Origin of the sequence: Parasphingorhabdus sp., assembly GCF_039939955.1 — a bacterium.
GTDB lineage: Bacteria > Pseudomonadota > Alphaproteobacteria > Sphingomonadales > Sphingomonadaceae > Parasphingorhabdus.
In genome coordinates, this window is the sequence record NZ_JBDVHS010000005.1 from 535,271 (window position 1) to 559,153 (window position 23,883).

At 51.8% G+C, this 23,883-nt stretch carries 23 protein-coding genes, 1 tRNA gene and 1 pseudogene; 19 read left to right on the forward strand and 6 right to left on the reverse strand.

What is annotated here, in order from left to right:
- The first annotated feature begins 51 nt into the window (after nt 1-51).
- Entirely contained in the window at nt 52-1,278 is a 1,227-nt protein-coding gene (locus ABJG22_RS07835) for an FAD-dependent oxidoreductase (RefSeq protein ID WP_348019683.1), read from the forward strand.
- On the opposite strand, the gene ABJG22_RS07840 is transcribed toward ABJG22_RS07835, so the two are convergent.
- On the reverse strand, nt 1,273-2,499 hold the full coding sequence (locus ABJG22_RS07840; RefSeq protein ID WP_348019684.1) for an NADP-dependent isocitrate dehydrogenase: 1,227 nt from the start codon (nt 2,497-2,499) through the stop codon (nt 1,273-1,275). The genes ABJG22_RS07835 and ABJG22_RS07840 overlap by 6 nt on opposite strands.
- 180 nt (nt 2,500-2,679) lie before the next feature.
- Here ABJG22_RS07840 and ABJG22_RS07845 point away from each other — a divergent pair, with 180 nt between their 5' ends.
- The 14 genes and pseudogenes from ABJG22_RS07845 (at nt 2,680) to rpmE (ending at nt 16,387) form a co-directional block, all read left to right on the forward strand.
- Nucleotides 2,680-3,414 carry a phosphatidylserine decarboxylase gene (locus ABJG22_RS07845; RefSeq protein WP_348019685.1) on the forward strand — a complete coding sequence of 245 codons (735 nt, stop codon included), beginning with the start codon at nt 2,680-2,682 and terminating at the stop codon, nt 3,412-3,414.
- A gap of 55 nt (nt 3,415-3,469) precedes the next feature.
- A complete protein-coding gene (locus ABJG22_RS07850) occupies nt 3,470-4,246 on the forward strand; it encodes a phosphatidylcholine/phosphatidylserine synthase (RefSeq protein ID WP_348019686.1) in 777 nt (258 codons plus the stop codon).
- A gap of 459 nt (nt 4,247-4,705) precedes the next feature.
- Nucleotides 4,706-5,434: pseudogene (rpsB, locus tag ABJG22_RS07855) on the forward strand (30S ribosomal protein S2); the annotation flags it as partial.
- Between the two features lie 393 nt (nt 5,435-5,827).
- Nucleotides 5,828-6,754: a translation elongation factor Ts gene (gene tsf, locus ABJG22_RS07860; protein ID WP_348020328.1), complete on the forward strand. Its 927-nt coding sequence runs from the start codon at nt 5,828-5,830 to the stop codon at nt 6,752-6,754.
- A 119-nt stretch (nt 6,755-6,873) separates the two neighbouring features.
- The gene (gene pyrH, locus ABJG22_RS07865) at nt 6,874-7,596 is read left to right on the forward strand and encodes a UMP kinase (RefSeq protein WP_348019687.1); all 723 of its coding nucleotides are present in this window, start codon (nt 6,874-6,876) and stop codon (nt 7,594-7,596) included.
- A 19-nt stretch (nt 7,597-7,615) separates the two neighbouring features.
- The gene (frr, locus tag ABJG22_RS07870; protein WP_348019688.1) at nt 7,616-8,173 is read left to right on the forward strand and encodes a ribosome recycling factor; all 558 of its coding nucleotides are present in this window, start codon (nt 7,616-7,618) and stop codon (nt 8,171-8,173) included.
- 53 nt (nt 8,174-8,226) lie between these two features.
- Nucleotides 8,227-8,937, forward strand: a complete 711-nt coding sequence (locus ABJG22_RS07875) for an isoprenyl transferase (RefSeq protein WP_348019689.1) — start codon at nt 8,227-8,229, stop codon at nt 8,935-8,937.
- A gap of 2 nt (nt 8,938-8,939) precedes the next feature.
- Nucleotides 8,940-9,743 carry a phosphatidate cytidylyltransferase gene (locus tag ABJG22_RS07880; protein WP_348019690.1) on the forward strand — a complete coding sequence of 268 codons (804 nt, stop codon included), beginning with the start codon at nt 8,940-8,942 and terminating at the stop codon, nt 9,741-9,743.
- Nucleotides 9,740-10,900, forward strand: a complete 1,161-nt coding sequence (locus tag ABJG22_RS07885) for a 1-deoxy-D-xylulose-5-phosphate reductoisomerase (protein WP_348019691.1) — start codon at nt 9,740-9,742, stop codon at nt 10,898-10,900. Before ABJG22_RS07880 ends, ABJG22_RS07885 begins: the two co-directional genes overlap by 4 nt.
- Nucleotides 10,897-12,021 (forward strand): RIP metalloprotease RseP, encoded by a 1,125-nt coding sequence (gene rseP / locus ABJG22_RS07890; RefSeq protein ID WP_348019692.1) that lies wholly within the window; start codon nt 10,897-10,899, stop codon nt 12,019-12,021. The genes ABJG22_RS07885 and rseP overlap by 4 nt, the downstream gene beginning before the upstream one ends.
- Nucleotides 12,022-12,164: 143 nt before the next feature.
- Nucleotides 12,165-14,891 carry an outer membrane protein assembly factor BamA gene (bamA, locus tag ABJG22_RS07895; RefSeq protein WP_348020329.1) on the forward strand — a complete coding sequence of 909 codons (2,727 nt, stop codon included), beginning with the start codon at nt 12,165-12,167 and terminating at the stop codon, nt 14,889-14,891.
- Complete coding sequence (locus ABJG22_RS07900; protein ID WP_348019693.1) at nt 14,891-15,577, forward strand: OmpH family outer membrane protein; 687 nt, start codon at nt 14,891-14,893, stop codon at nt 15,575-15,577. The genes bamA and ABJG22_RS07900 overlap by 1 nt, the downstream gene beginning before the upstream one ends.
- Nucleotides 15,578-15,587: 10 nt before the next feature.
- The gene (gene fabZ, locus ABJG22_RS07905) at nt 15,588-16,046 is read left to right on the forward strand and encodes a 3-hydroxyacyl-ACP dehydratase FabZ (RefSeq protein ID WP_348019694.1); all 459 of its coding nucleotides are present in this window, start codon (nt 15,588-15,590) and stop codon (nt 16,044-16,046) included.
- 110 nt (nt 16,047-16,156) lie between these two features.
- Nucleotides 16,157-16,387, forward strand: a complete 231-nt coding sequence (gene rpmE, locus ABJG22_RS07910) for a 50S ribosomal protein L31 (protein ID WP_348019695.1) — start codon at nt 16,157-16,159, stop codon at nt 16,385-16,387.
- 32 nt (nt 16,388-16,419) lie between these two features.
- Here the strand turns inward: rpmE and ABJG22_RS07915 are convergent, their stop codons facing one another.
- Genes ABJG22_RS07915 through ABJG22_RS07935 form a run of 5 tightly spaced genes read right to left on the reverse strand, consistent with a single transcriptional unit; the run spans nt 16,420 to nt 20,659 of the window.
- Nucleotides 16,420-17,367, reverse strand: a complete 948-nt coding sequence (locus tag ABJG22_RS07915) for a biotin-dependent carboxyltransferase family protein (RefSeq protein WP_348019696.1) — start codon at nt 17,365-17,367, stop codon at nt 16,420-16,422.
- Entirely contained in the window at nt 17,364-18,035 is a 672-nt protein-coding gene (locus ABJG22_RS07920; protein ID WP_348019697.1) for a carboxyltransferase domain-containing protein, read from the reverse strand. Before ABJG22_RS07920 ends, ABJG22_RS07915 begins: the two co-directional genes overlap by 4 nt.
- Nucleotides 18,035-18,781, reverse strand: a complete 747-nt coding sequence (pxpA, locus tag ABJG22_RS07925) for a 5-oxoprolinase subunit PxpA (RefSeq protein ID WP_348019698.1) — start codon at nt 18,779-18,781, stop codon at nt 18,035-18,037. The genes ABJG22_RS07920 and pxpA overlap by 1 nt, the downstream gene beginning before the upstream one ends.
- 5 nt (nt 18,782-18,786) lie before the next feature.
- A complete protein-coding gene (locus ABJG22_RS07930; protein WP_348019699.1) occupies nt 18,787-19,998 on the reverse strand; it encodes an Nramp family divalent metal transporter in 1,212 nt (403 codons plus the stop codon).
- Nucleotides 19,999-20,017: 19 nt separating this feature from the next.
- A complete protein-coding gene (locus ABJG22_RS07935; protein ID WP_348019700.1) occupies nt 20,018-20,659 on the reverse strand; it encodes a 2OG-Fe(II) oxygenase in 642 nt (213 codons plus the stop codon).
- A 108-nt stretch (nt 20,660-20,767) separates the two neighbouring features.
- On the opposite strand from ABJG22_RS07935, the gene gspJ reads away from it, so the two are divergent.
- The 4 genes from gspJ (at nt 20,768) to ABJG22_RS07955 (ending at nt 23,723) form a co-directional block, all read left to right on the forward strand.
- Nucleotides 20,768-21,382, forward strand: a complete 615-nt coding sequence (gspJ, locus tag ABJG22_RS07940; protein WP_348019701.1) for a type II secretion system minor pseudopilin GspJ — start codon at nt 20,768-20,770, stop codon at nt 21,380-21,382.
- Entirely contained in the window at nt 21,379-22,374 is a 996-nt protein-coding gene (gspK, locus tag ABJG22_RS07945) for a type II secretion system minor pseudopilin GspK (RefSeq protein WP_348019702.1), read from the forward strand. Before gspJ ends, gspK begins: the two co-directional genes overlap by 4 nt.
- A 90-nt stretch (nt 22,375-22,464) precedes the next feature.
- Nucleotides 22,465-22,541 (forward strand) — tRNA-His (locus ABJG22_RS07950).
- A gap of 129 nt (nt 22,542-22,670) precedes the next feature.
- Nucleotides 22,671-23,723, forward strand: a complete 1,053-nt coding sequence (locus ABJG22_RS07955) for a Glu/Leu/Phe/Val dehydrogenase dimerization domain-containing protein (RefSeq protein ID WP_348019703.1) — start codon at nt 22,671-22,673, stop codon at nt 23,721-23,723.
- The last annotated feature ends 160 nt before the right edge of the window (nt 23,724-23,883 follow it).

Consider the following 23,883-nt stretch of genomic DNA (forward strand, 5'->3'; position numbering starts at 1 on the left):
TCTATACCTGAACATATTATTTGTCAGCAGGTTACATAGTGGAGTGCACGAATGGCGAATATTGATCGCGACATATTGATTGTGGGCGGCGGCCCTGCAGGATTGATGGCTGGCCTGCTGTTTGCACGCGCTGGCCTGAAGGTGACCGTGTTGGAAAAACATGCGGATTTTCTGCGCGATTTTAGAGGGGATACGATCCATCCTTCGACATTGGAGCTTTTTCACCAGATGGGGATGCTGGATGAGTTGCTTCAGCTGCCTCACAATAGAGTTGATCAGGCATTCATTCACATCGCGGGACGCCAGATGAAAGCCATGGATTTTCGGCATTTGCCCGTTGCGGCACCGTATATTGCGATGATGCCACAATGGGATTTGTTAAACTTCATTACCAGAAAAGCGAAACAATATCCTGGATTTGAGGTGCTTATGAAAACGGAAGCCGTCGATCTGGAATATGACGAGGCTGATCGTGTGCGCGCTGTCGAAACCAAAGATGGAAGGAAGCTGAGCGCCAAGCTTGTGATTGCCGCTGATGGCAGAAGATCGGTGCTGCGCGGCAAAGCGAAGTTACCACTGCAGAAAATTGGCGCGCCAATGGATATTTTCTGGTTTCGTGTCGATAAACCGGAAAATTACGGCGGTGACGTCTTCGGAACGGTGCAAGCGGGGCGGTTCATGGTTATGATTGATCGCGGAGATTATTATCAATGTGCCTTTGTCTTTAACAAAGGACAGGCCGATGAAGTCAGAGCTGCGGGGCTTGATGCATTCCGCGCCAGTTTGCGGTCTCTGGTTCCGGACCTCGCCCATAGCTTTGACCAGATATCTGACTGGGATCAGGTTAAAATGCTTGAAGTGGCGCTCGATCGATTAGATCGATGGCATCGTTCTGGCTTGCTGGCCATTGGCGATGCGGCACATGCTATGTCACCCATCGGTGGGGTCGGTATCAACATTGCTGTTCAGGATGCGGTGACGGCGGCCAATGTTTTGGCGGCTCGGATGACGAATGGAGAAAGCCCCGACCCGTTGCTTGAACAGGTCTATGCTCGCCGCATTAAACCGGTGCGCCGGATGCAGGCATTTCAGAAATTTGCTCAGGATAGGGTGATTGCACCGCTATTGCGGCGCACCAAGCCGATCGAAAAGCCATTGTTCGCGTTGACGCTGTTGGATCAGATGCCTTTGTTGCGGCGGCTGCCCGGACGAGTCATTGGGTTGGGCTTCGGGCGAGAGGATATCCAATCGCCCGAAATACCGATCAACCGATTATGACTTCTGCCAGTTTTCCATTTCTTTTTCGAGATTGGAGCGGACGGCTTCGAAAAACTGTTCGGTCGTCATCCATGACTGATCGGGTCCGATAAGGATCGCGAGATCTTTTGTCATATCGCCCTTTTCAACGGTTTCGATGCAGACACGCTCCAATGTTTCAGCAAAGCGCGTCACATCAGGCGTATCGTCAAATTTGCCACGATAGATCAAGCCGCGCGTCCAAGCGAAGATGGAAGCGATCGGATTGGTCGATGTGGCTTTGCCTTGCTGATGCTGACGATAGTGGCGGGTAACCGTACCATGAGCCGCTTCTGCTTCGACACAATCGCCGGTGGGTGTCATCAGAACGGATGTCATCAGGCCAAGGGAACCAAAGCCCTGAGCGACGGTGTCTGACTGGACATCGCCATCATAGTTTTTGCAAGCCCAGACGAATTTACCGCTCCATTTCAGAGCAGAAGCCACCATGTCATCGATCAAACGATGCTGATACTCGATTCCGGCTTTGTCGAACTGCTCTTTGAATTCCGCTTGGAAAATTTCTTCAAACAGATCTTTGAAGCGCCCGTCATAGGCCTTCATGATTGTGTTCTTTGTTGAAAGATAGACCGGCCATCCACGGTTCAGGCCATAGTTCATCGATGCACGGGCAAAGTCGCGGATCGAATCATCCAGATTGTACATCGCCATGGCAATACCAGGGGACGGGAATTGGAACACTTCTTCGTCGATTTTCGTGCCATCATCACCGTCAAAGACGAGACGCAGTTTGCCAGGGCCGGGAACCTTGAAGTCGGTTGAACGATATTGGTCACCAAAGGCATGGCGGCCGACAACAATAGGATCGGTCCAGCCGGGGACGAGCCGCGGAACATTGTCAATCACGATCGGTTCGCGGAACACCACACCGCCAAGAATATTGCGAATGGTGCCGTTTGGTGATTTCCACATCCGCTTCAGGCCAAATTCTTCGACCCGGTCTTCGTCAGGAGTGATTGTCGCGCATTTGACGCCAACGCCGTATTTTTTGATCGCATTCGCAGCGTCGACGGTGATCTTGTCATTGGTGTCGTCGCGGACTTGGACAGCCAAATCATAATAGTGGAGATCAATGTCCAGATAAGGTTCAATCAACCGTTCGCGAATCCATTGCCAGATGATCCGTGTCATTTCGTCGCCATCAATTTCGACGACCGGGTTTTTGACCTTAATTTTCGACATATTGCTTAGTCTTTCCTGAAACTGGAATAATAGGGAGGAATGATGTTGCGAGCCTCTTAGCAAAGATTGCCATTTGTTCAACCTAGAGTTGTTGGTGAGGAAAACCAAAGCCGGCTGTTGGATTGCGGATATATCGACGGGAGTGTTGTCAGAGTACTGGCTCGCGCCTAAGTAGCGTCCATGGCAATTGAGAAATATTCAAACAAAGGGCTGGGCGAAGCCAAATGGTCTTTCCCCCCAGTGCACCCCGAAGGACGCAAATTTGCAGTTATCGCAGCGGGCATCACCGCGGTTTTTGCAGTCATGGCGTGGGAAACACTGGCTTGGCCAATGGCAGGCATTACCATCTGGGTGCTTGCGTTTTTCCGCGACCCGAAGCGGGTTACGCCCCTTGACGACAAATATATTGTCGCGCCTGCCGATGGTTTGGTAAACCTGATCATGCCGGTCATCCCGCCCTTGGAATTGCAGGGCGAAGGCGGGCTTGGCGAAGAGGAAGTGACCCGCGTGTCCATATTCATGAGTGTGTTTGATGTGCATATCAATCGGACCCCAATTGAAGGTATGGTGAAAAGGCAAGCCTATATTTCAGGGAAATTTCTAAACGCTGACTTGGACAAGGCCAGCGAAGAAAATGAACGGCAGCATTTCCTAGTCGAGCGCAATGATGGACTTAAAGTGGGCTTTACCCAGATCGCGGGCTTAGTGGCTCGGCGGATCATGGCCTTCGTCAAAGAAGGCGATTATGTCGCGGCTGGTCAGAGAATCGGATTGATTCGATTTGGTAGCCGTGTGGATGTCTATTTGCCGAAAGGCACAATGCCCAACGTGGTTTTGGGGCAGCGGACCATAGCCGGTGAAACTATAATTGCCGTGACCGGTGAGATGAAAGAAATTGAAGGCGTTGGTCAATGATAGCCGGATTGGCTAATGGCTTGCTACATCGAAGCTGATGGCTGATAATAGCCCAATGAAACGACCCGAAAAAGGCATCTCCCTGAGAGCTTTTGTTCCTAACGCCGTGACGGCTTTGGCGCTTTGCGTCGGGTTGAGCAGTGTGCGTTTCGCCTATTTTGATAATTGGGTGCTTGCGGCTGCCGCGATTGTTCTGGCGGGTATATTGGATGGCTTAGATGGTCGTATCGCCCGTTTACTAAATGCGCAAAGCCGCTTTGGTGCGGAGCTCGACTCGCTTTCAGACGTGATTGCCTTTGGTGTGGCACCGGCGCTGGTTATGTTTCTTTGGTCGACCCAATATATGCCGCATTTTGGTTGGGTTTTGGCACTCACCATGGTTGTCGGCTGCGCTCTCAGGCTAGCGCGTTTTAATGCATCGATTGATGATGAGGAACAGCCTCATAAGTCAGCCGGCTTTCTTACAGGAATCCCGGCGCCCGTGGGGGCAGGCTTGGCAATGTTGCCGCTCTATTTGTGGATGATAACCGATCAGGAGATATTCCGTCACTATTTTTTAGTGGCACCGTGGATCGTTCTGATCGCTTTTCTGATGATGTCCAACACGGCGACTTTCAGTTGGTCTTCGCTGCGCCTGCGTAAGAATATCAGGCTTGAAGGAATCGCTGTGATTGCCTTGCTTGGTGTTGCTTTGATCAATGCCCCATGGATCATCCTAACGGTAATCAGCGTCGGATACCTGATATTGATCCCGTTCAGTATCAGAGGTTATGCGAAAGTTAAGCGGCAGCGCGCAGCGGAACGGACTGCAACGAGCGATGCTGGCTCATAAGCTGCGGCGCTTTGACAATCCGGTGGTGATAGGCCGTATGCTGTAAAACTGCTTTTGGCTGTCTGGCGCTCAACTCGTTTTGAATGACGCTAGAAATTTTGTCACGATATTGAAAAAACATCATTGCTATAACCGTAGCAGAGCCGAGAAAAGCGAGTGCGAAGAAGGTTGAAATAGCGATGGTGAGCATGTGATGTTCCATTTGTTCTTTTGATGAGCCCTTAATGTTCCATTTATGTTCCCATTGTCAAGTATATATCGCTCCAGACTGAAAATTTTAATTCTGACAGAGCGATAGGTGGCGGATTGCCGTCATTTTATGGTTGCATTTCCTGCGCGACCGCTCTAACGCGCCGGACATTCCACATGGAAAGCACTCATACCGGTGCTGACAGCGGCCTTTCAGGTCGTTTGAGGTTCTCAGTTTTCCAGAGGCATAACCGGATAAGGAGAAATATTATGGCGGCCCCTGTCGTCACCCTACAGCAATTGATTGAAGCCGGAGCGCATTTCGGCCACCAGACCCACCGCTGGAACCCAAAGATGAAACCATACATCTTCGGCGCCCGCAACAGTGTCCATATTCTTGACCTTTCACAGAGCGTGCCCTTGTTCGCACGGGCGCTTGATTTTATCGCCAATGCCGTTTCGGCTGGCGGCAAGGTCCTCTTCGTTGGTACCAAGCGTCAGGCGCAAGAGCCTATCGCTGAAGCTGCGCGCGCAAGCGGACAGCACTTCGTCAACCATCGCTGGCTCGGTGGCATGCTGACCAACTGGAAAACCATTTCCAACTCGATCCGTCGTATGAAGACTTTGGAAGAACAGCTTGGTGGTGACACTGCTGGCTTTACTAAAAAAGAAGTCCTGCAGATGACGCGCGAGCACATCAAGCTGGAACTTTCGCTGGGCGGTATTCGCGACATGGGCGGTATTCCGGATGTGATGTTCGTAATTGATGCCAACAAAGAAGAGCTCGCAATCAAGGAAGCCAATGTTTTGGGTATTCCGGTTGTCGCAATTCTCGATTCCAACGTTGACCCCAGCAACATCGCTTTCCCGGTTCCGGGTAATGACGATGCGGCGCGGGCGATTCGTCTCTACTGCGAATCCGTTGCTGCGGCTGCGACTAAGGGCGGTCAAGACGCTGCTGTTGCATCCGGTGTCGACCTGGGATCAGCAGTCGCACCTGCGGTGGAAGAAATTGTTTCGAGCGAAGCCAATGCAAGCGCAATGGCTTCCGGAGAAGAAGCAGCGGTTGCTGACATTGCCGAAATAGCAGCAGAAACGGCACCTGTTGAGGAAGCTCCTGCGGCTGAAGACGCAAAAGCGGAAAAAGCACCTGCTAAGGAAGCAAAAGCTGAAAAGAAAGCGGCCCCGAAAAAGGCCGCTGCCAAAAAGCCTGCCGCTAAAAAGCCAGCCGCCAAAAAGGCTGCTGCGAAGAAAGATGATAAGAAGGCCGACGAAAAAGCCTGAATTTGAGTCATCTTTTTACGGTCACATATTGACTGTAACGTAAAAATAATCGGGGCGACATTTTTGTCGCCCCAATTTCACATTCCCCATCAAGAAATTGAGGAGCAAATAATGGCTATTACAGCAGCAGCAGTGAAAGAACTGCGTGAGCGCACCGGCGCTGGCATGATGGATTGTAAGAAAGCACTGAACGAAACCAATGGCGACGTTGAAGCAGCAGTTGATTTGTTGCGGACCAAAGGTCTCGCCGCGGCGCAGAAAAAATCGAGCCGTACGGCGGCTGAAGGTCTTGTCGGTGTTTCCGTACAAGGGACCAAAGGCGTAGCGGTTGAAGTGAACAGCGAAACCGATTTCGTTGCCAAAAATGACCAATTTCAGGACTTTGTCGCCAAAGTCACGGACGTTGCACTTGGTCTCGGCAGCGACGATGTCGAAGCACTTGCTGCTTCGGCCCATCCTTCTGGCGGCACGGTACAAGAAGTGCTCACCAACAATATCGCGACCATTGGCGAGAATCAGGCTATTCGCCGGATGAAAACGGTGTCAGTTTCTAGCGGTCTGGTTGTTCCTTATATCCACAATGCCGTTACTTCGACGATGGGTAAAATTGGCGTATTGGTTGCTCTGGAAAGCACCGCAGGGGCGGATGTACTCGAACCATTGGGTAAGCAGATTGCGATGCATATCGCTGCAGCATTCCCGCTGGCGTTGAATGCCGATGACCTCGATCCGGAATTGCTTGCCCGTGAGCGTTCTATCGCCACTGAAAAGGCAGCTGAATCCGGTAAGCCTGAAAATATCGTCGAGAAAATGGTTGATGGTGCAATGGCAAAATTTGCCAAAGAAAATGCGCTGCTCAGCCAGATTTTCGTGATGGACAACAAAAGCACGATTGCCAAAGTTGTTGAGCAAGCTGGCAAAGACGCTGGCGCAGAAATCAAGCTTACGGAATATGTCCGCTTCCAGCTTGGTGAAGGCATCGAGAAGAAAGAAGACGATTTCGCAGCAGAAGTCGCTGCCGCAGTTGCGAGCTAAGAACGTAACAGGTTGAATAATTCAGGCGGTAACGCTTGGCAGCATGGCGCGGACTATCTATGGTCTGCGCCATATTTGTTTTTGGGGCCGGATTTCGATGCCGGTGGGATGGGATTTGCATGAAACGACCAGCATTCAAGCGCATTTTACTAAAATTATCTGGTGAGGCCTTGATGGGTTCGGGTGAATTCGGGATAGACCCGGAAACGGTCAACCGCATTGCGGCTGAAGTGAAATCAGCAAAAGAGGCCGGATTTGAGCTTTGCTTGGTTGTTGGCGGCGGTAATATTTTCAGAGGGCTGGCTGCGGCAGCGAAGGGCTTCGAGCGGACGAGCGCCGACTATATGGGTATGCTTGCAACCGTGATGAACGCGCTTGCCGTGCAAAATGCACTGGAGCAGATGGGTTGTGACACGCGGGTCTTATCAGCCATTCCGATGGCCAGCGTTTGCGAACCCTATATCCGTCGCAAGGCCGTGCGACACCTTGAGAAGGGACGCATCGTTATTTTTGCGGCGGGGACCGGCAATCCCTATTTTACGACCGACACCGCTGCGGCATTACGCGCCGCGGAAATGGGCTGTGAGGCGCTTTTCAAGGGTACGAGCGTCGATGGTGTCTACAATGCCGATCCGAAGAAGGATCCCGATGCCACCCGCTATGAGCAATTGAGTTTCGACCAGGTCTTAACGGATAATCTGAAAGTGATGGATGCCAGCGCGGTAGCACTTTGCCGTGAAAATAAGATTCCGATTGTGGTGTTCTCGATCCGGGAAAAGGGCAATCTAGCGACTGTATTGGGTGGCGATGGCACCGCGACTATGGTCGGAACAACCGAATAGTTATTGAGGGGAAATAGCAATGGCACAATATGATAAAGCCGACCTGCAAAAAAGAATGAACAGCACGATAGAAGCGCTCAAACATGATTTGAGCGGTCTTCGCACTGGCCGAGCCAATGTTGCTCTTCTCGATACGATAACGGTCGAAGTCTATGGTTCGAATATGCCGCTAAATCAGGTCGCGACTGTGTCCGTGCCCGAGCCACGCATGTTGTCGGTTCAAGTGTGGGACAAAAGCAATATTCAGCCCGTGGAGAAATCGATCCGGTCCGCTGGTTTGGGATTGAACCCGATGGTTGATGGTCCCAACATCAGACTTCCTATCCCTGACTTGACCGAAGAACGTCGCAAAGATTTGGCGAAACTGACCGGTCAATTTGCGGAAAAGGCACGCATCGCCATTCGCAATGTTCGGCGGGACGGCATGGATGATTTGAAAGCGGATCAGAATAAAAAAGAAATCAGCGAAGATGACAAGAAGCGGCTTGAGACTGAAGTTCAAAAGCTGACTGACGACATGATAGCCGAAGCAGACAAGCTTGCTGATGCAAAAGAGCAGGAAATTCTAACCCAGTGAAGCTTTCGCGTTCCAAAATTGATTCTGGCGACCCATCGCAAAGTCCGGCAGTTGTGGCGGACCCCACATATGGTGCCCGTCATATAGCCATCATCATGGACGGCAACGGACGATGGGCAAAACGCAAGCATTTGCCGCGTGCGCTTGGCCACAAGAAGGGTGTGGAGGCGGTTCGCAATATAGTGCGTACGGCTGGTAGAATGGGCATTGAGGCGATGACGCTATATGCCTTTTCATCGGAAAACTGGAATCGGCCGGAAGATGAAATTAGCGACCTCATGGGATTGCTACGCCAATATATACAGTCGGATATCGAAGAATTTGTCGAAAATGGCGTACGGTTGAAGGTTATCGGCAACTATAAAGCGCTGGATACCGATATTGTCGAGATGATCGACGAGGCGATCGAAAAAACTGCCGGAAACACCAAGATGACCTTGGCGGTCGCGCTTAACTATGGAGCACAGGATGAGTTGCTTCGCGCGACCCACTATATAGCGGCAGCTACACAAAGCGGCGAAATCGAACTAGACAAACTAAGTATCGAACATATTTCGAATGCTCTGGATACAGCCGATATGCCGCCGCTGGATTTGCTGATCAGAACCTCCGGTGAACTGCGTTTATCCAATTTTCTTCTTTGGCAGGCTGCTTATGCAGAGCTCTATTTTACCGACACGCTCTGGCCTGACTTTGATCAGGGCGAGCTGGAAAAAGCACTGAAGTCTTTCGGCAGCCGTGAACGCCGATTCGGTGGGCGTTGATCATGGATGAACCTGCTACTCCGCCGTCCGGTAAAACCAATGAACTGCAAACACGTGTCATCGTGGGTGTGATTCTAGTCGCCGCTGCGGTGTTAGCAGAATATTTTGGCGGTGTTCTGTTGTGGTTGCTTGTCGTGCTCATGGCCCTTGGAATTATGAGCGAATGGGCCGGATTGACCGGTCGGCTAGAAAAACGAATGCTTGCGATGTACGCCTTGTCGGTGCCCTTGGCGATCATGTCTCCCTGGGCTGCAGGGGCCTCGTTTCTGGCATTGGGCTTGATCATAGGTGCGGCTATGTTTGTCGCGGTTTTTGATCGGTCGCTCAAGCTCGCTACGGGCGTATTTTATGCCGGACTTCCAGCTCTTGCGATCATCTATTTGCGGGACATCGACAATGGGATTTTGATCGTGTTCTGGACGCTTGCTTTGGTCTGGGCCACCGACATCGGTGCCTATTTCTCCGGACGCGCCATTGGCGGGCCGAAATTAGCGCCGCAATTCAGCCCCAATAAAACTTGGGCCGGTTTGATAGGCGGCGTCGCGCTGACGGCGGCGGCGAGCTATGGCTTGCATGTCTATTGGGGGCTTCCCTTCTATCTGGTGCTACTCAGCATTCCTTTAGCGATTTTGGCGCAAATGGGTGATTTGTTCGAAAGCTGGCTGAAGCGAAGGGCAGGGGTGAAGGATAGTGGTACGGTTTTTCCTGGCCATGGCGGTGTGATGGATCGGCTTGATGGCTTGATTCCAGTGGCGCCGGTTGTTGCGCTTATCATGCTTGCTGAAAACCTGTCTGCTTTATCATGACCAAATCGGTCTCTATTTTTGGCGCGACTGGATCGGTGGGACAGTCGACCTTGGACCTTATCCGGCAGCATCCGGAAGACTATAATGTCATTGCGTTGACGGCTAACGGAAATGCCGACGAGCTTGCCGCTCTAGCCAAGGAATTTTCTGCGCAGGTCGCGGTTGTCGCAGATGAGGCAGCTTATGATTGTCTGAAGCAACGGTTGGCCGGTACTTCGATAGAGGCTAGCAGCGGGCCGGATGCCCTGATTGCTGCAGCGGGCTTGGGTGCCGATTGGACCATGGCCGCGATTGTTGGTTGTGCTGGTTTACCGCCCACGCTCGAAGCCTTGCGGAGCGGTAAGACGGTTGCCCTGGCGAATAAGGAAGCCTTGGTTTCTGCAGGTGCGTTGATGATGGCCGAAGCCGAAAAGGCTGGTGCAACGCTATTGCCCGTCGATTCGGAACATAATGCAATATTCCAAGCCTTGCAGGGCGGACAGATTCAGCAAGTCCGCAAGATCACTTTGACCGCTAGCGGTGGCCCGTTTCGGACGTGGACGCGTGAACAGATGGCGAGCGTTACGCCGGAACAGGCTGTCGCACATCCCAACTGGGATATGGGCGCTAAGATTTCGATTGATAGCGCGACCATGATGAATAAAGGGCTGGAATTGATCGAGGCTCATTATCTTTTTCCAGTCGGCCTCGAGAATATTGAAATATTGGTGCATCCGCAGTCGGTGATTCACTCAATGGTCGAATATCAAGACCGTTCAACGTTGGCGCAACTGGGGTCCCCGGATATGCGGATACCGATTGCCAATGCACTGGCATGGCCGGAACGCATGACGACCAATTGCGAGCCTCTCAATTTGGTAGAGATTAGCCGATTGGATTTCGAGCAGCCCGATGAAAGTCGTTTTCCAGCGACGAAGATCGCTAGAGCCGCGATTACGGCGGGCGGCGCCACGCCTGCAATGCTTAACGCAGCCAATGAAGTTGCGGTTGCGGCTTTTCTTAATGGAGCGGTTCAGTTTCTGGACATCACAGAGATTGTAACGCGGCTGTTAGATAGTTATAGCCCCCCGGAACCGAACGCTTTGGCAGATATTTTTGCGATAGACAAAGAAACGCGTGTTCGGACCGAACAATTGGTCGAGGGATTGCAGGTTTGACAGAAAATCCGGGTATTTTACTAACGCTTTTGGCGTTCCTTATTGTCATCGGCGTGCTCGTATTTGTGCATGAGATGGGCCATTATCTTGTCGGTCGCTGGTGTGGCGTGAAAGCCGACACATTCTCCATTGGCTTTGGCAAAGAAATTGCCGGATGGACGGATAAGCGCGGGACTCGTTGGAAAATAGGTATGTTACCTCTGGGTGGCTATGTTCAATTTGCAGGTGATATGGATCCGGCAGGTGCCAAGAGCAAAGAGTGGCTTAACCTCAGCGCCGACGAACGCAATCAAACATTCCAATCGAAATCACTTTGGCAGCGTGCTGCCATTGTTTTCGCCGGGCCGGCGATCAATTTCCTCTTCGCTATTTTGATTATTATGGGTTTTGTTATCGCCTATGGAACGAGCGCAACCTTGCCGGTTGCGCATGAAATATCTGAAAATTCAACGGCAGCCAGCATTGGCATGAAACCTGGAGATCGGATTGTGTCTGTCGATGGCGAGGAAATTGAATTATTTCAGGATTTGCAGCAGAAAATTGTTCTGATTCCTGACCAGAATGTAGAAATTGTCTATGAGCGTGACGGCCAACGTATAGCCAAGCAGGGTACGATTGGCGTCAATATAATGCGGGATAGATTCGGGAATGAATACCGACTGGGTTTGTTGGGAATGTCATCCAGCAAAGTAGAATGGCGGGAAGTTAGCCCGATAGAGTCTCCGATTGTGGCGGTAGAGAAAACCGTCGGCATTGTCGATCAAATCACCACTACGCTTGGGCAGGTTATTACCGGTAAACGTTCGATAAAGGAGCTTGGCGGGCCGCTTAAAATTGCGCAGGTTTCCGGTGAGCAGTTTAAGCTGGGGCTCGAAAGCTTCATTCTCTTCGTTGCGCTGATCTCAATTAACTTAGGGTTCATCAACTTGCTGCCAATCCCGATGCTCGATGGAGGGCATTTGATGTTCTATGCAATTGAAGCGGTTCGGAGAAAGCCGGCTAGTCCAAAAATTCAAGAATGGGCTTTTCGGTCGGGATTTGCGTTGGTGGTAGTTTTTATGTTGGTGGTGACATTTAACGATTTAACGTCATTTGGTCTGTTCCGGTCCGTCTCTGGCTGATTGGCCATTGATTGAAACGCTGCATTGGGGCAGGGGGTTCGCGAAGTTGGTGCATTGGTGTCGATTTTAGTCTGTTTACTGGTTTTTTTGGTGTGAAAGCGAGTTTGTCTGTGAATCATAAAAAGCGGCTTCTGCCCATATTGATGTGTGGTACCATTTTGGGTGGCATTGCTGTTCCTCTGCAGGCGCAAGAACAGGAAGCAGCGCAAGCTGTGCCAGCGGCTCCGGCTGATGGCACTATCCGGTCCATTGTGGTCAACGGTGCGCAGCGATTGGAACCGACGACGGTCTTGTCCTATATGCAATTGCGCAACGGGCAGGCCTACACCGAGGAAGCCGCCGACCAGGCCTTGAAGGACTTGTTTGAAACTGAATTGTTCAAGGATGTCAGCATCCGGAACAATCAGGGTGCTGTGGTTATCGATGTTGTCGAAAATCCGGTGATCAATCGCATTTTGCTGGAAGGCAATAAGCGGATCAAAGAAGACAAGATCTATCCCGAGATTCGATTGGCTCCGCGGCAGATATTTACGCGCTCGAAAGTTCGGGCCGACGTCGCTCGAATTGTCGAGCTATATAAGCGCAAGGGTCGCTTTGCGGCGAGCGTTGAGCCCAAGATGGTCCAATTAGATCAGAATCGCGTCGACATCGTCTTCGAGATTAATGAGGGACCCAAATCTAAAGTTCAGCAGATCAATATCATTGGCAATGAGGAATTTTCTGACGGCAAGCTGCGCGGTGAAATGGTCACCAAACAATCGCGCTTTTATCGTTTCTTCAGTTCTAGCGACACCTATGATCCTGATCGCCTCGCTTTTGACCAGCAGAAGCTTCGCCAGTTCTATTTGACCGAAGGTTATGCGGATTTTCGTGTGATCTCTGCTGTGGCGGAACTCACGCCGGACAAACGTGATTTTATCATCACTTATGTGGTTGAAGAAGGCGAGCGATATCAGTTTGGCGATGTGACCGTCGAAAGTGATATTCGTGATTTTACCGCCGAGTTTTTAACTCCGCAGCTGCCGATGAAGTCCGGAGACTTCTATGACGCGAAGCAAGTTGAGGACACGGTCGAACGTCTCTCGGAAACCGCTGGGCTGTTTGGATATGCCTTCGCCGACGTCCGCCCGCAATTTACGCGGAACAAAGAAACGTTGACCATGGATATCTTGTTCCAGGTTGCCGAAAGCGACCGGGTCTATGTCGAACGGATTGATATTAACGGCAACACTTTGACTCAGGACAAGATCGTCCGTCGGGAATTTCGTCTGAACGAAGGCGACGCTTTTAACAGTTTTCAGGTCAAGCGCTCTGCCAACCGTATTAAGTCATTGGGCTTTTTCCAGGAAGAGCTGGAAATTGAACAGAAGCAGGGTAGCGCTCCTGATCGCATCATATTGGAAGCGAATGTAGAAGAGAAAGCAACCGGTGAGCTTCAGCTTTCAGCAGGTTTTTCTAGTGTTGAGAATTTCATTCTTCAGGCTTCTGTGCGGCAGCGTAACTTCCGCGGCAAGGGACAGGAACTGCGAACAAGCATAAGCTACTCGAGCTTCTCGCAATCCATCGAACTGGGCTTTACTGAGCCCTATCTTTTCGATCGGAACATTGCGGTTGGCGCTGATATTTTTCGTCGCGATCAAAATAGCTTTAACTTCGTCAACAATGATCGGGAAACCACCTTTGAGCAATTGACAACCGGTTTTCAAATCCGGGCAGGTGTTCCGATAACAGAGTATATGTCGGCTTCGTTCCGCTACGGGCTTAGTCAAGATGACGTGACCCTAGAGCCAAGCTTGTTCTTCTCTGATAGCAATGGTGACGGAATCCGAGGCAATAGCCCGGAAGATGCGTGTGACCCGCTTCAAGCCGGGCGCTTTTTGTGCGATGCTATAGGTAGTCGGACGACTTCTTCGCTCGGTGCGTCGTTGATCTATGATGACCGGGATAGTCGTATCCGACCAACCCGGGGCCAGACGGTGGTCGGCAGCGTCGATTTTGCTGGTCTTGGCGGTAGCGTCAAATATCTGCGGGGCCGCTTGAATGCGTCCAAGCACTGGCGTGTGCTGGGTGACTTTATCTTTACGGTTAAGGGTGAAGGTGGATATATCCATCCACTTTCAGATCGTTCCGTAACTCCAGGGGATGGTATCGATGATGTTCGTCTGACAGACCGTTTTTTCCTCGGTGAACCGCAGATGCGGGGATTCGATATCCGCGGTGTTGGACCACGGATCGTTAGAAATCTGACGACGCCGGCTCTTGATGAAAACGGTACACCGTTTAATCAGATCATCGTCCAAGAAAACGGCCGGCAAACCGATGATGCCATCGGTGGCCGAGCTTATTACCTGGCAAGAGCTGAACTAGAAATACCCCTCGGGTCGGGGGCTCGTGAACTGGGCTTGAGGCCTTCGATCTTTATTGATGCGGGTGCCGTATTCAAAGTCACAACCCCAATTTTGCAGAACCCCCAATTTATTGGAAATCTTCAAGAGCGGGCCGATGACGGAAGTGGGATTACGACATTGAGGCTTAATGCTGACGGCACGCCGGACCTTGATGAAAACGGCAATGAAGTGTTCGTCCCCGTGTTCGTTAACAACGCTCTGGGCTATTTGAGAACAGATGAAAATGGCGAAGTCATTATTACGCCACAAGCGACTGATGCTAATGGAAACCCATATCCAATCGCGACTAGTTTCATAGAGCGCTTCTTTGGCGATAGCATCAGCCCTCGCGTTTCGGTTGGCATCGGGGTCAACTGGAACTCACCATTTGGTCCATTCAGGATCGACATAGCCAAGGCGCTGTTGAAAGAGCCAGGCGATGACACCAAACTTTTCACCTTTAATGTAGGAACACAATTCTGATGACACGTTTTTTCAAAACCGCACTTACCGTTCTCGCGGTGACTGCTGCTCCACTAGCTGTTGGCTCGGTGGCTAACGCACAAGTTTCCGGTATCGCTACTGCAAATCCGACTGTTGCCATTGCTAGAACAAAAGCCTTCTCGGCCGCTTATTCGCAGATTGGAACTCAGTATAAATCCTATTTCGATCAAATTGATGTGCGCAACAAAACGCTGAACGGGTTGCGTGCGCAGTTGGATACGGACAACAACAAGCAACTGACGCAAGAAGAGCTTGATGCTGCTGTAAGAGCGAACAACCCTGTGCTGCAGAGCATCCAGACGGAAGAAACAGAAATCCAGAAACTGCAAACCCCTGCAATCAAGGCTCAAATGTTTGCCGTTGAGAGCATTTTTAATGAATATGCCAACGCCCAGCAGCAAGTGGTCGCCGACAAAAAAATCGGCGTTATCCTGAACCCTGATGCGTTTCTTTATGCTCCTCCGCAGGCAGATGTGACGGAAGCTATTACCGCGGCTTTAGATACCCGAGTTCCATCGGTTAACACCACGCCTCCGGCGGATTGGCAGCCTCAGCGCAATACGGTAACGCTTCATCAACGGTTACAGCAATTGATTATGGCCAGTGCCCGCAGTCAGGCAGCTCAGCAGCAACAGCCACCGGCAGCACAACCTGCTAGTCGCTAGTTGATCGTTGATGACTGACACATTGGACTATGATGTAACCAAGGTGATGGCGGTGCTACCGCACCGCTATCCCATGCTTTTGGTTGATCGAGTGGAAGAGCTCGTAAAAGACGAATCCATCCGCGCTATTAAAGCCGTGACCATCAATGAGGGATTCTTCCAAGGGCATTTTCCTGGCCGACCGATCATGCCGGGTGTGCTGATCGTCGAAGCACTGGCGCAAGCGGCTGGTGTTCTCGCTATGGAGAGTTTTGAATTGGTTGGGTCAGGCAAACTGGTCTATTTCATGGCAATAGACGGTGCGAAGTTCCGTCAGCCCGTGGAGCCCGGCTGTTTGCTGTCCTTGAATGTGAAATTCGAGCAAAAACGTGCGCGTGTTTGCAAATTTTCCGGGCAAGCGATGATTGGAGACAAGTTGGCCGCTGAGGCGAGTTTTACCGCGATGATCGCTGATCCTCCTTCAGCATAAGCTTTTTCAAAAGAATCTTGCCCTTTTCCCGTTCCGCGGTTAATGCGCCGCTTCCGCTAATTTTATTCGCTTTGGGTCTGGTCGGTAACCAGCCTGTTTAGGAGCCGAAAATGAAATCCGATACGCATCCCGATTATCACATGATCAAGGTCCAGATGACCGATGGCACGACGTTTGAAACCCGCTCTACTTGGGGCAAAGAGGGTGAAACGCTGCAACTTGACATTGATCCAACATCTCACCCAGCTTGGACCGGCGGTAACCAGCGCCTTATGGACCAAGGTGGCCAGGTGGCTCGCTTTAACAAGCGTTTTGGTGGTTTGTCTCTCAAAAAGAGCTGATCTCTGTTGAGGCTATTGGATAGCCTCAATGTTCACCACAAAACGATCTGGCCGAGCCAGGAAGATAGCAGGGATAGTTTTTCCTGATAAATTTCTGTGGCTCGTTCGGATGTGGTGCGAACAAATTGAATTTTTGAGCCTGCACTTAGTTGCCCGATCAAATGTCGGTCGGCGCGAATGACTTGTGCAATTCTAGGATAGCCACCCGTTGTTTGTGCATCGGGACCGAGCAGAAACGGCTGACCATCCGGCGGTATTTGAATGGTTCCCGGAAAAACCGCTGCGCTTTGCATATTGGCGGTTTCGTCTGCAGGCAGGGGGTCCCCTTCCAATGCTATACCCATTCGGTTTGCACGTACTCCTGCGGTATAAGACCTTTGGCACAGACAATCTAAAGCCGATTCATGACCTTTGGTTGCTTCCGGTCCCGCGGTGATCCGAAGCACGTGGCTATTGCTATAGTGCGGTCTGAGATGCGGGGGCGTAGTGCGATCTCCAACTAAAAAAGTTCCATTATTTGAAAAGGTAGTGACATCTTCTGTCTGGAGTGCGCGGCCATGATATCCGCCCAAGCCGGCGGCGAGATAGGTTGACCGACCGCCCAGCAATTGGTCCGTATTGATATCCGCCGACATGGCTAGATAGGTCCGGCATCCGGGGCGGCTTGGGCCGATATGGAGCTGGTCCCCGGCCTCAACGTTTAAGGTTTGATGCTGAGGGCGATCTTTTCCATTGATGCGGACATATTCTGCACCACCCACCACGCCAATGGAGCATGGCTCGTCCATTCCGAAAATTGCGTCGGTGAGCGTGATTTCCAAGGCGATTTCACCAAAGGATTTTCCGACCAAGAAATTTGCCAATGCCAAAGAAAGGCAGTCAGCTGAACCAGCGGCGGGCATTCCAATATGCCGATGCCCGGTAAAGGGCGCGCCCTGCAAAGTGGTTTGCATCCCGGCTTTCAAAACCGTGAGGCTCATCTTTTCGCCTCCGTTGGCCAATTGTCGAACGCGGCCTTCGAAATGGACTCAAAGCGCACAGATTGTCCGGTGGAAAGTAGAGTGGACTCTTTTCTAGACGGGTCAAATAAGCGGAGCGGTGTACGGCCGATGATTGGCCAACCACCGGGACTATCAAAGGAATAGATACAGCTTTGTGTGCCGATGATACCGATAGAACCAGCGGGGATCAATTGTCTGGGGCTATTCAACCGACCAATGGCGGGACATTCTGCATTGTTTTCAAGATAGGCAAAACCCGGCATGAACCCGAGCATGGCTACCCGAGGCCTTTGTGATGCGTGCCATGATGGTAACGCTTCCGCTTCGATCCCCAGTTTTTCGGCGACATAGTCACGATCCGGCGCATGTTCAGCTTCATAACAGATCGGAATAGTTACTACGGAATATGTGTTTTCGGTCGCGCTGGCATCGATATTCAGTTGATCAGAAGCTAGGTTTGCGGCGTCGCGGGGTGATATAAGGGCAGGGTCGAACTGGACGGCTATGCTGTCTAGCCCCGGCACAATTTCCGTCCAACGATTGTCAGCGGAAAAGGCGGTTTGCGCCGCTAGGATTGTTTCCCAATTGGGCAGTTTGATATCGATCCAGTCGTCGCAGATATGGATCATGGGATCATATTTCGCCACTATCCGACTGGTCCAATCATGATTTTTGCCTTTTCCAGCGCCAGTCGCATCTGTTTCGCGCTTTCCAGAGCACCATCGCTATCGGAATGCAGGCACAGGCTTTGTGCTTTCACAGTTAGTTTTGACCCATCATGTGCTGCAAACGCGGTTCCCTTTGCTAGCGCGAGGCCCTGGCTTACTCTTTCGCCTTCGTCGGCAATGATTGCGCCTTCTTCGCTGCGGGGAACCAGTCTGCCGTTGTTGCTATATCGCCGATCAATGAAGGCTTCTGCAACATAGCCAATGCCGATCTGAGTGGCTTTCTGTTGGACCAGCGATCCAGGCATACCAACAAGCGCGAGCCCGGTCTCGGTCGCCATGTCGATTAGAAGGGCCGAAAGTTCGGGGTCATCTTGCGCGTCATTATATAGGGCGCCATGCGGCTTAATATGGGTCAGCGCTATACCACCTTCTGATGCCAAGGCCGCGATGCAGGCCAATTGCTTGTTCAAGCTGATTCGTAGATCTGTAAGCGAGATTTCCATCGATTGTCGGCCAAAACCGGCTCGATCCGGATAGGAGGGATGTGCTCCTGGTGCGATGGCTTTGGACTTTGCCGTCGCCAGCATTGTCCGCATCGTTGTTGGTGATCCGGCATGGCCGCCGCAGGCGATGTTGCAGCTGGAGACAATATCCATGATCTCGATATCGCGCGCGATGCCAGCGGGACTATCATCCTCGCCGAGATCTGCGTTGAGATCGATCATGGAAATCATGGCCAGAAACCTACGGCGCGTGCGATCAATCGGAAGCCCAAGCCGATGGTAATAACCAAAATGGCCGCGCCTAGGATATTTGCCTTCAGGCCATTTGCATATTGTCCGAGCAGTTTTTTGTCATTGGCGAGCTTGAGCAGAAAAATCGCAACGATAGGGAGCAGCAGTCCGTTGGCAATCTGCGCAACGAATATGAGTTCAACGGGACGATATCCGAGCAGAGACGCGAGCGCGCCTGAGACAATTACAATCAGGGCACCGATCTGAAAAGGCCTGCGAGAGTTGGATGATTTGAAAATCTCTTGCATGATATAGCCGGTAGCCAATGGTGCGGTGATGGCGGAGGTCAATCCGGCTGCAAATAATCCAGCGCCAAGAGTGAAGGTCGCCATGCTGCCGAACAGAGGGGTGAGTTGTTCAGCCATATCTACCGCGTTTGATATTGTCTTGCCGCTGCCAAAAAGGCTTGCTGCTGCCGTTGCCAATATCGTAATCGAGATTAGCCCGCCGATGCCAATGGAAATTGTGTTGTCTAACTGTGCTTCCGGCATCTGTTCTGCGTTCCAACGTTGGCGCACGCTGGCGGCGTGAAGAAACAGATTATAGGGTACGATGGTGGTGCCAATGAGCGCGATAGCGGTCATCAGGCCACCATCGGGGATGGACGGCACAAACCCTTGCAATATGGCCCCTAGATCTGGCCCGATGAGCAAAAAGGTCAATAGAAAGGCTGCACTCATCAACATCACCAGCGCAATCAAGATATTCTCGATCCATTTTGGTTTCGAGAATATCAGCATGGCCGCAGCGAACAGGGCAATGGTGATGATGATTGGCGCTATACCGAAGGTCAGCGGTCCACCGTTAATGGCTTCCAGTCCCAGCGCGGCACCGGACATGTTTCCGGCCTCATAAGCGGCATTGCCCATTACAAGGGCGCAAATCAAAAGCAACGCAGCGCAGGCGCGTATGATCGGTGATGCGATGGATTTTAGCATCGCTTCTGCCAAGCCGAGTTGCGTTACCAAGGCGATGCGGACGGCAAAGGATTGAAGGATGATTGTCGTGACGGTAGCAAATATTAACGCCCAAAGCAGCGCGAAGCCAAAATTTACACCCGCCAACGTGCAGGCCGTGACGGTTCCGGGGCCGATGAATGCGGCCGAAACCATCATGCCGGGGCCAGGGCGGTAGCGGCTCAGTTTCATTGTTCTAGGTGCAATATATTTAACCGTTCCAAGGCCAGGGTTTCTCACGGTACCATTTGGTAATCACATACTTTGTGCCACTGCGGACTTTCATTCCGTGGTGCAGTGTCCAGTCGTTAACGCTACCATCGATGTTCCGGTTATTCCAGCACAGCATGGCTCTGGTCTCTGGAGTGAAGCTCTTTTTGAATTGGGTGAAGCGGGTTGCACCACCGGCTACGGGCTGATTGAGATAAATCATAAATGTCCAAGTGCGCTGTCCAGAAACCGCGCAATATTTCTGAAAATCTTGACCGTGAGGATCGAAAAAATCGGTGTGCGCTTTAAATTCCTGCCCGACTGCATAGCGTTGCCCTTGAAGGGGCTCTCCGAATTTCTTGTCAATGCCGGAAAAACTGCAAATCTTTGTGTCAATTGCCTGCACGAATTTATCGCGATGATCGAGGTCGCAGGTTTCGCTGGTGCGGAAATAGTCATCACCATTGGGGTCAGCAATGGTGGAAGGGCGTCTATGTTCGTCGATAAGCGCGATTAGTCTATGGCATTCATCCGCGCTGAGGAAGTTTTTGATAACGCACAATTCAATTTCCTTGCGTGGAAAGCGCTGCACATGACTCGATTTCGTGAGATAGTCAGCCGAGGTGTTGTTGGCCTCTGTCATATGAACGTCCAAAATTGTTCTTAGGCTATCGCCAGTTACGATAAATGAATCCCCGTTTATCGCAACCGCTGTTTGCGGGTTGGAGCAATCCGAATATAAGCGAGGCCGATGGCAATGAATCCTGTGAAATCCTGCGATAGCAATGGCTTCACTCTGGTCGAGATGATGGTGGCGCTATTCATTTTCGCGATGCTGTCCGTAGCGGGCGTGATCATGTTGCGTTCGGCCGTTGATAGTGATGAAGTGACGGCTGGAAATCTGAGTGAAATGGCAGCGATGCAGCGCTTCATTTCTTTGATGGAATCGGATTTGAGTCAGGCCTTGCCTCGAACTTATCGTAATGACAAGGGAGACCGCATGCCGGCTTTCGCGAGTGAGACCAGCGGGCTGGAAGCCGCTTTCCTGAAATTCACACGAGGTGGTCAAAGCAACGTCAACGGCGAGGCCCGGTCCAATCTGGAACGGGTAGAATATCGACTGACTGCTGGTAACCTGGAGCGGTGGCGATATCGGATGACCGATGGCGGTGCGATCGATCCGCCTGCGCTACTGATGTCGGAAGTGGGATCGGTGCAGCTGCGTTTTCGGGATAAACGGGGACAATGGTCCGGTGACTGGCAGGGGGAGCGATTGGTGGACCTTCCACGTGCGATCGAAATCCAATTTGACAAGCAAGGGCGTCGTTATCGCCATCAGTTTCTAGTCGGTGCGGGTTATTTATGAGTGTATCGCAAGAGATTGGGAACCAAAAGGAGCGAGGCGCAGCGCTGTTGACAGTTCTGTTGCTGGTCGCGGTGATCGCGATATTGGCAGCGCACGGCATTGATCGGTTGGCGGGTGCTACGAAACTGGCGTCTAACGCAAGAGAGCTATCCCAGGCCAAGGCCTATCTGATCGCTGCTGAATCGATCGGGATGCGGTCTGCTGAACAGATTACATCGATCTCTCCCGGACGAACAATCAACGTGGGTGGCTGGAACGGCAAGGAACGGAAATTCCCTGTGCCCGGCGGGATTGTCACAGCATCGCTTGCTGATGGCGGCAATTGTTTCAATATCAATAGTCTTGTGATGCAGCGACAAGAGCTGCTGTACGCTAGGCCCGAAGGTTTGGCGCAATTTTCGCGGTTGATGATCATGTTGGGTGTCATGGACGGAGATGCTGCGGATATTGCGGAATCGGTCGCGGACTGGATTGATAGCGATATGGTCGCAGCGCCCCGCGGAGCGGAGGACCAATATTATCTGCAGCAGGAAAACCCTTATCGCACGGCCAATGCCCTGATCGTAGACGTGAGCGAATTGCGCGCGATCAAAGGGGTGTCCGATGATATTTACGTACGTCTTGCGCCCTGGGTTTGTGCCTTGCCAACCACCGATCTCTCTCCGATCAACATCAACATGTTGCGGCCGGAGCAGGCGATATTGCTGGCGATGTTGGGGGATGTACCTTCTGATCTGACGCCGGCGCGACAGTTTCTGGGCAGGCGTTCTGAGCTTGGTTATGCCAGTTTGAACGATTTTTGGGCGCAATCTTATCCTGCCAGCCTGGGAGCAGGGACCGACGTCCAAAGCCAGATCAAATTGACGACACGGTGGTTCCGCGCGGACCTCGCGGTCGAGATGCAAAGTGCCTTGGTGGAGGAGCGGGCGTTGATTGATGCAGCCCGCCGACCGGCTCGCCTTGTCCATCGTCAGCGGGGAGATGCTTTTTAATTTGGAAACAGCCTGCTAAATGCTTGACGATTGCTACCCGCTGTCCCTATGGACCGCGGCGCAATGCGGCTATATAGTGCGCGGCTTGTGGCGATCGTAGCTCAGTTGGTTAGAGCGCCGGTTTGTGGTACCGGAGGTCGGGGGTTCGAGACCCCTCGATCGCCCCATTTTTCTCCTAGAAGCGCAAGAAACATATGGTCACCACCACATGGTCATATTGGAAAGACTCTCTTTATTTGTAATTAAATTACATCTATGAGATGTTTTATTACTCCAGTTTGCTAGGGATGACAGCGATGAGCGTGATGTGGGACTTGCCGGATTTTGATGACCATGAAGCGGTCCACTTTTTTCATGATGCGGCTACGGGCCTGAGCGCGATTGTCGCTTTGCATAGCACGCATCTTGGCCCTGGCGCCGGCGGAACCCGTTTCTGGCATTATGAAAATCGCGAAACAGCAGTGACTGATGCGCTGCGTCTGTCGCGCGGTATGAGTTTCAAAAATGCCATGGCCGGACTGCCACTAGGTGGTGGCAAGGCGGTCATTCTTGCCGACCGTAACCGGACAAAAACGCCTGAAATGCTCGCTGCTTTCGGCCGGATGATCGATTCGCTGGACGGACAATATGTGACGGCTGAAGACGTCGGGATGACCGCTGCCGATATGGTCGCATTGACCGAAGAAACCCAATATGTCTCTGGTCTGCCGGTCAGCAACAGCGACGAAGCAGGTGGCGATCCCGGTCCCTTTACCGCAATGGGCGTGTATTTAGGCGTGAAGGCAGCTGTTGCTTACAAGCTTGGCCGCGACACAATGGAAGGTGTTCACGTCGCTATTCAGGGCGTCGGCAGCGTTGGCGGAGGTCTTGCGCGCTTGTTGGCCAAGGATGGTGCAAAGCTGAGTATCGCCGACATCAACAAGGACCATGCAGCGGCTTTGGCACAGGAAATTGGCGCGACGGTCGTAGGACTTGATGAAATCATGCGGATCGAAGCAGATGTGTTTAGTCCCAATGCTTTGGGTGCGATACTGGACAAGGTTTCTATCGCTCATCTCAACGCGTCCATTGTCGCCGGCGGTGCCAACAACCAATTGGCAACCCCGGAAGATGGACAGAGAATCTTTGATCGCAACATCCTGTTTGCACCAGATTATGTCATCAATAGCGGCGGGATCATCAGCGTCGGCTTGGAATATCTTGGCGACGGCGATGTTAACGAAGTGAACCGCCGGGTAGCGATGATTCCGGAACGTTTGACTGAGGTCTGGGAGCAAAGTGCATCACAAAAACTGCCATCCTCGGATGTGGCGGACAATATGGCGATGGCGTTGATCGGTCGAGGTTAGACTCAGGCCGAACTTTACGCAGATCAATTGTTTTATTTTCTGTAACCTTAGCCTGAAAGTATCAGGTTTTTGCCGTTTTTTGGCCGCCATGCCAGCGCCTAGTGTAACCTTTGGATTTCCCGCCCGGGTGCGCGGGGTTTCAAAGGTCGTGTGAGCATCC

Bases quoted from the DNA above. Each gene is read 5' to 3' on its own strand.
- ABJG22_RS07835 (WP_348019683.1), top strand. From the start codon at position 52: ATGGCGAATATTGATCGCGACATATTGATTGTGGGCGGCGGCCCTGCA.
- ABJG22_RS07840 (WP_348019684.1), bottom strand. From the start codon at position 2,499: ATGTCGAAAATTAAGGTCAAAAACCCGGTCGTCGAAATTGATGGCGAC.
- ABJG22_RS07880 (WP_348019690.1), top strand. From the start codon at position 8,940: ATGGATGAACCTGCTACTCCGCCGTCCGGTAAAACCAATGAACTGCAA.
- gspJ (WP_348019701.1), top strand. From the start codon at position 20,768: ATGGCAATGAATCCTGTGAAATCCTGCGATAGCAATGGCTTCACTCTG.
- ABJG22_RS07930 (WP_348019699.1), bottom strand. From the start codon at position 19,998: ATGAAACTGAGCCGCTACCGCCCTGGCCCCGGCATGATGGTTTCGGCC.
- ABJG22_RS07935 (WP_348019700.1), bottom strand. From the start codon at position 20,659: ATGACAGAGGCCAACAACACCTCGGCTGACTATCTCACGAAATCGAGT.
- ABJG22_RS07885 (WP_348019691.1), top strand. From the start codon at position 9,740: ATGACCAAATCGGTCTCTATTTTTGGCGCGACTGGATCGGTGGGACAG.
- ABJG22_RS07955 (WP_348019703.1), top strand. From the start codon at position 22,671: ATGAGCGTGATGTGGGACTTGCCGGATTTTGATGACCATGAAGCGGTC.
- frr (WP_348019688.1), top strand. From the start codon at position 7,616: ATGGCACAATATGATAAAGCCGACCTGCAAAAAAGAATGAACAGCACG.
- gspK (WP_348019702.1), top strand. From the start codon at position 21,379: ATGAGTGTATCGCAAGAGATTGGGAACCAAAAGGAGCGAGGCGCAGCG.
- pyrH (WP_348019687.1), top strand. From the start codon at position 6,874: ATGAAACGACCAGCATTCAAGCGCATTTTACTAAAATTATCTGGTGAG.
- fabZ (WP_348019694.1), top strand. From the start codon at position 15,588: ATGACTGACACATTGGACTATGATGTAACCAAGGTGATGGCGGTGCTA.
- ABJG22_RS07850 (WP_348019686.1), top strand. From the start codon at position 3,470: ATGAAACGACCCGAAAAAGGCATCTCCCTGAGAGCTTTTGTTCCTAAC.
- rpmE (WP_348019695.1), top strand. From the start codon at position 16,157: ATGAAATCCGATACGCATCCCGATTATCACATGATCAAGGTCCAGATG.
- pxpA (WP_348019698.1), bottom strand. From the start codon at position 18,781: ATGATCGATCTCAACGCAGATCTCGGCGAGGATGATAGTCCCGCTGGC.
- bamA (WP_348020329.1), top strand. From the start codon at position 12,165: ATGTGTGGTACCATTTTGGGTGGCATTGCTGTTCCTCTGCAGGCGCAA.
- ABJG22_RS07900 (WP_348019693.1), top strand. From the start codon at position 14,891: ATGACACGTTTTTTCAAAACCGCACTTACCGTTCTCGCGGTGACTGCT.
- ABJG22_RS07845 (WP_348019685.1), top strand. From the start codon at position 2,680: ATGGCAATTGAGAAATATTCAAACAAAGGGCTGGGCGAAGCCAAATGG.
- ABJG22_RS07915 (WP_348019696.1), bottom strand. From the start codon at position 17,367: ATGAGCCTCACGGTTTTGAAAGCCGGGATGCAAACCACTTTGCAGGGC.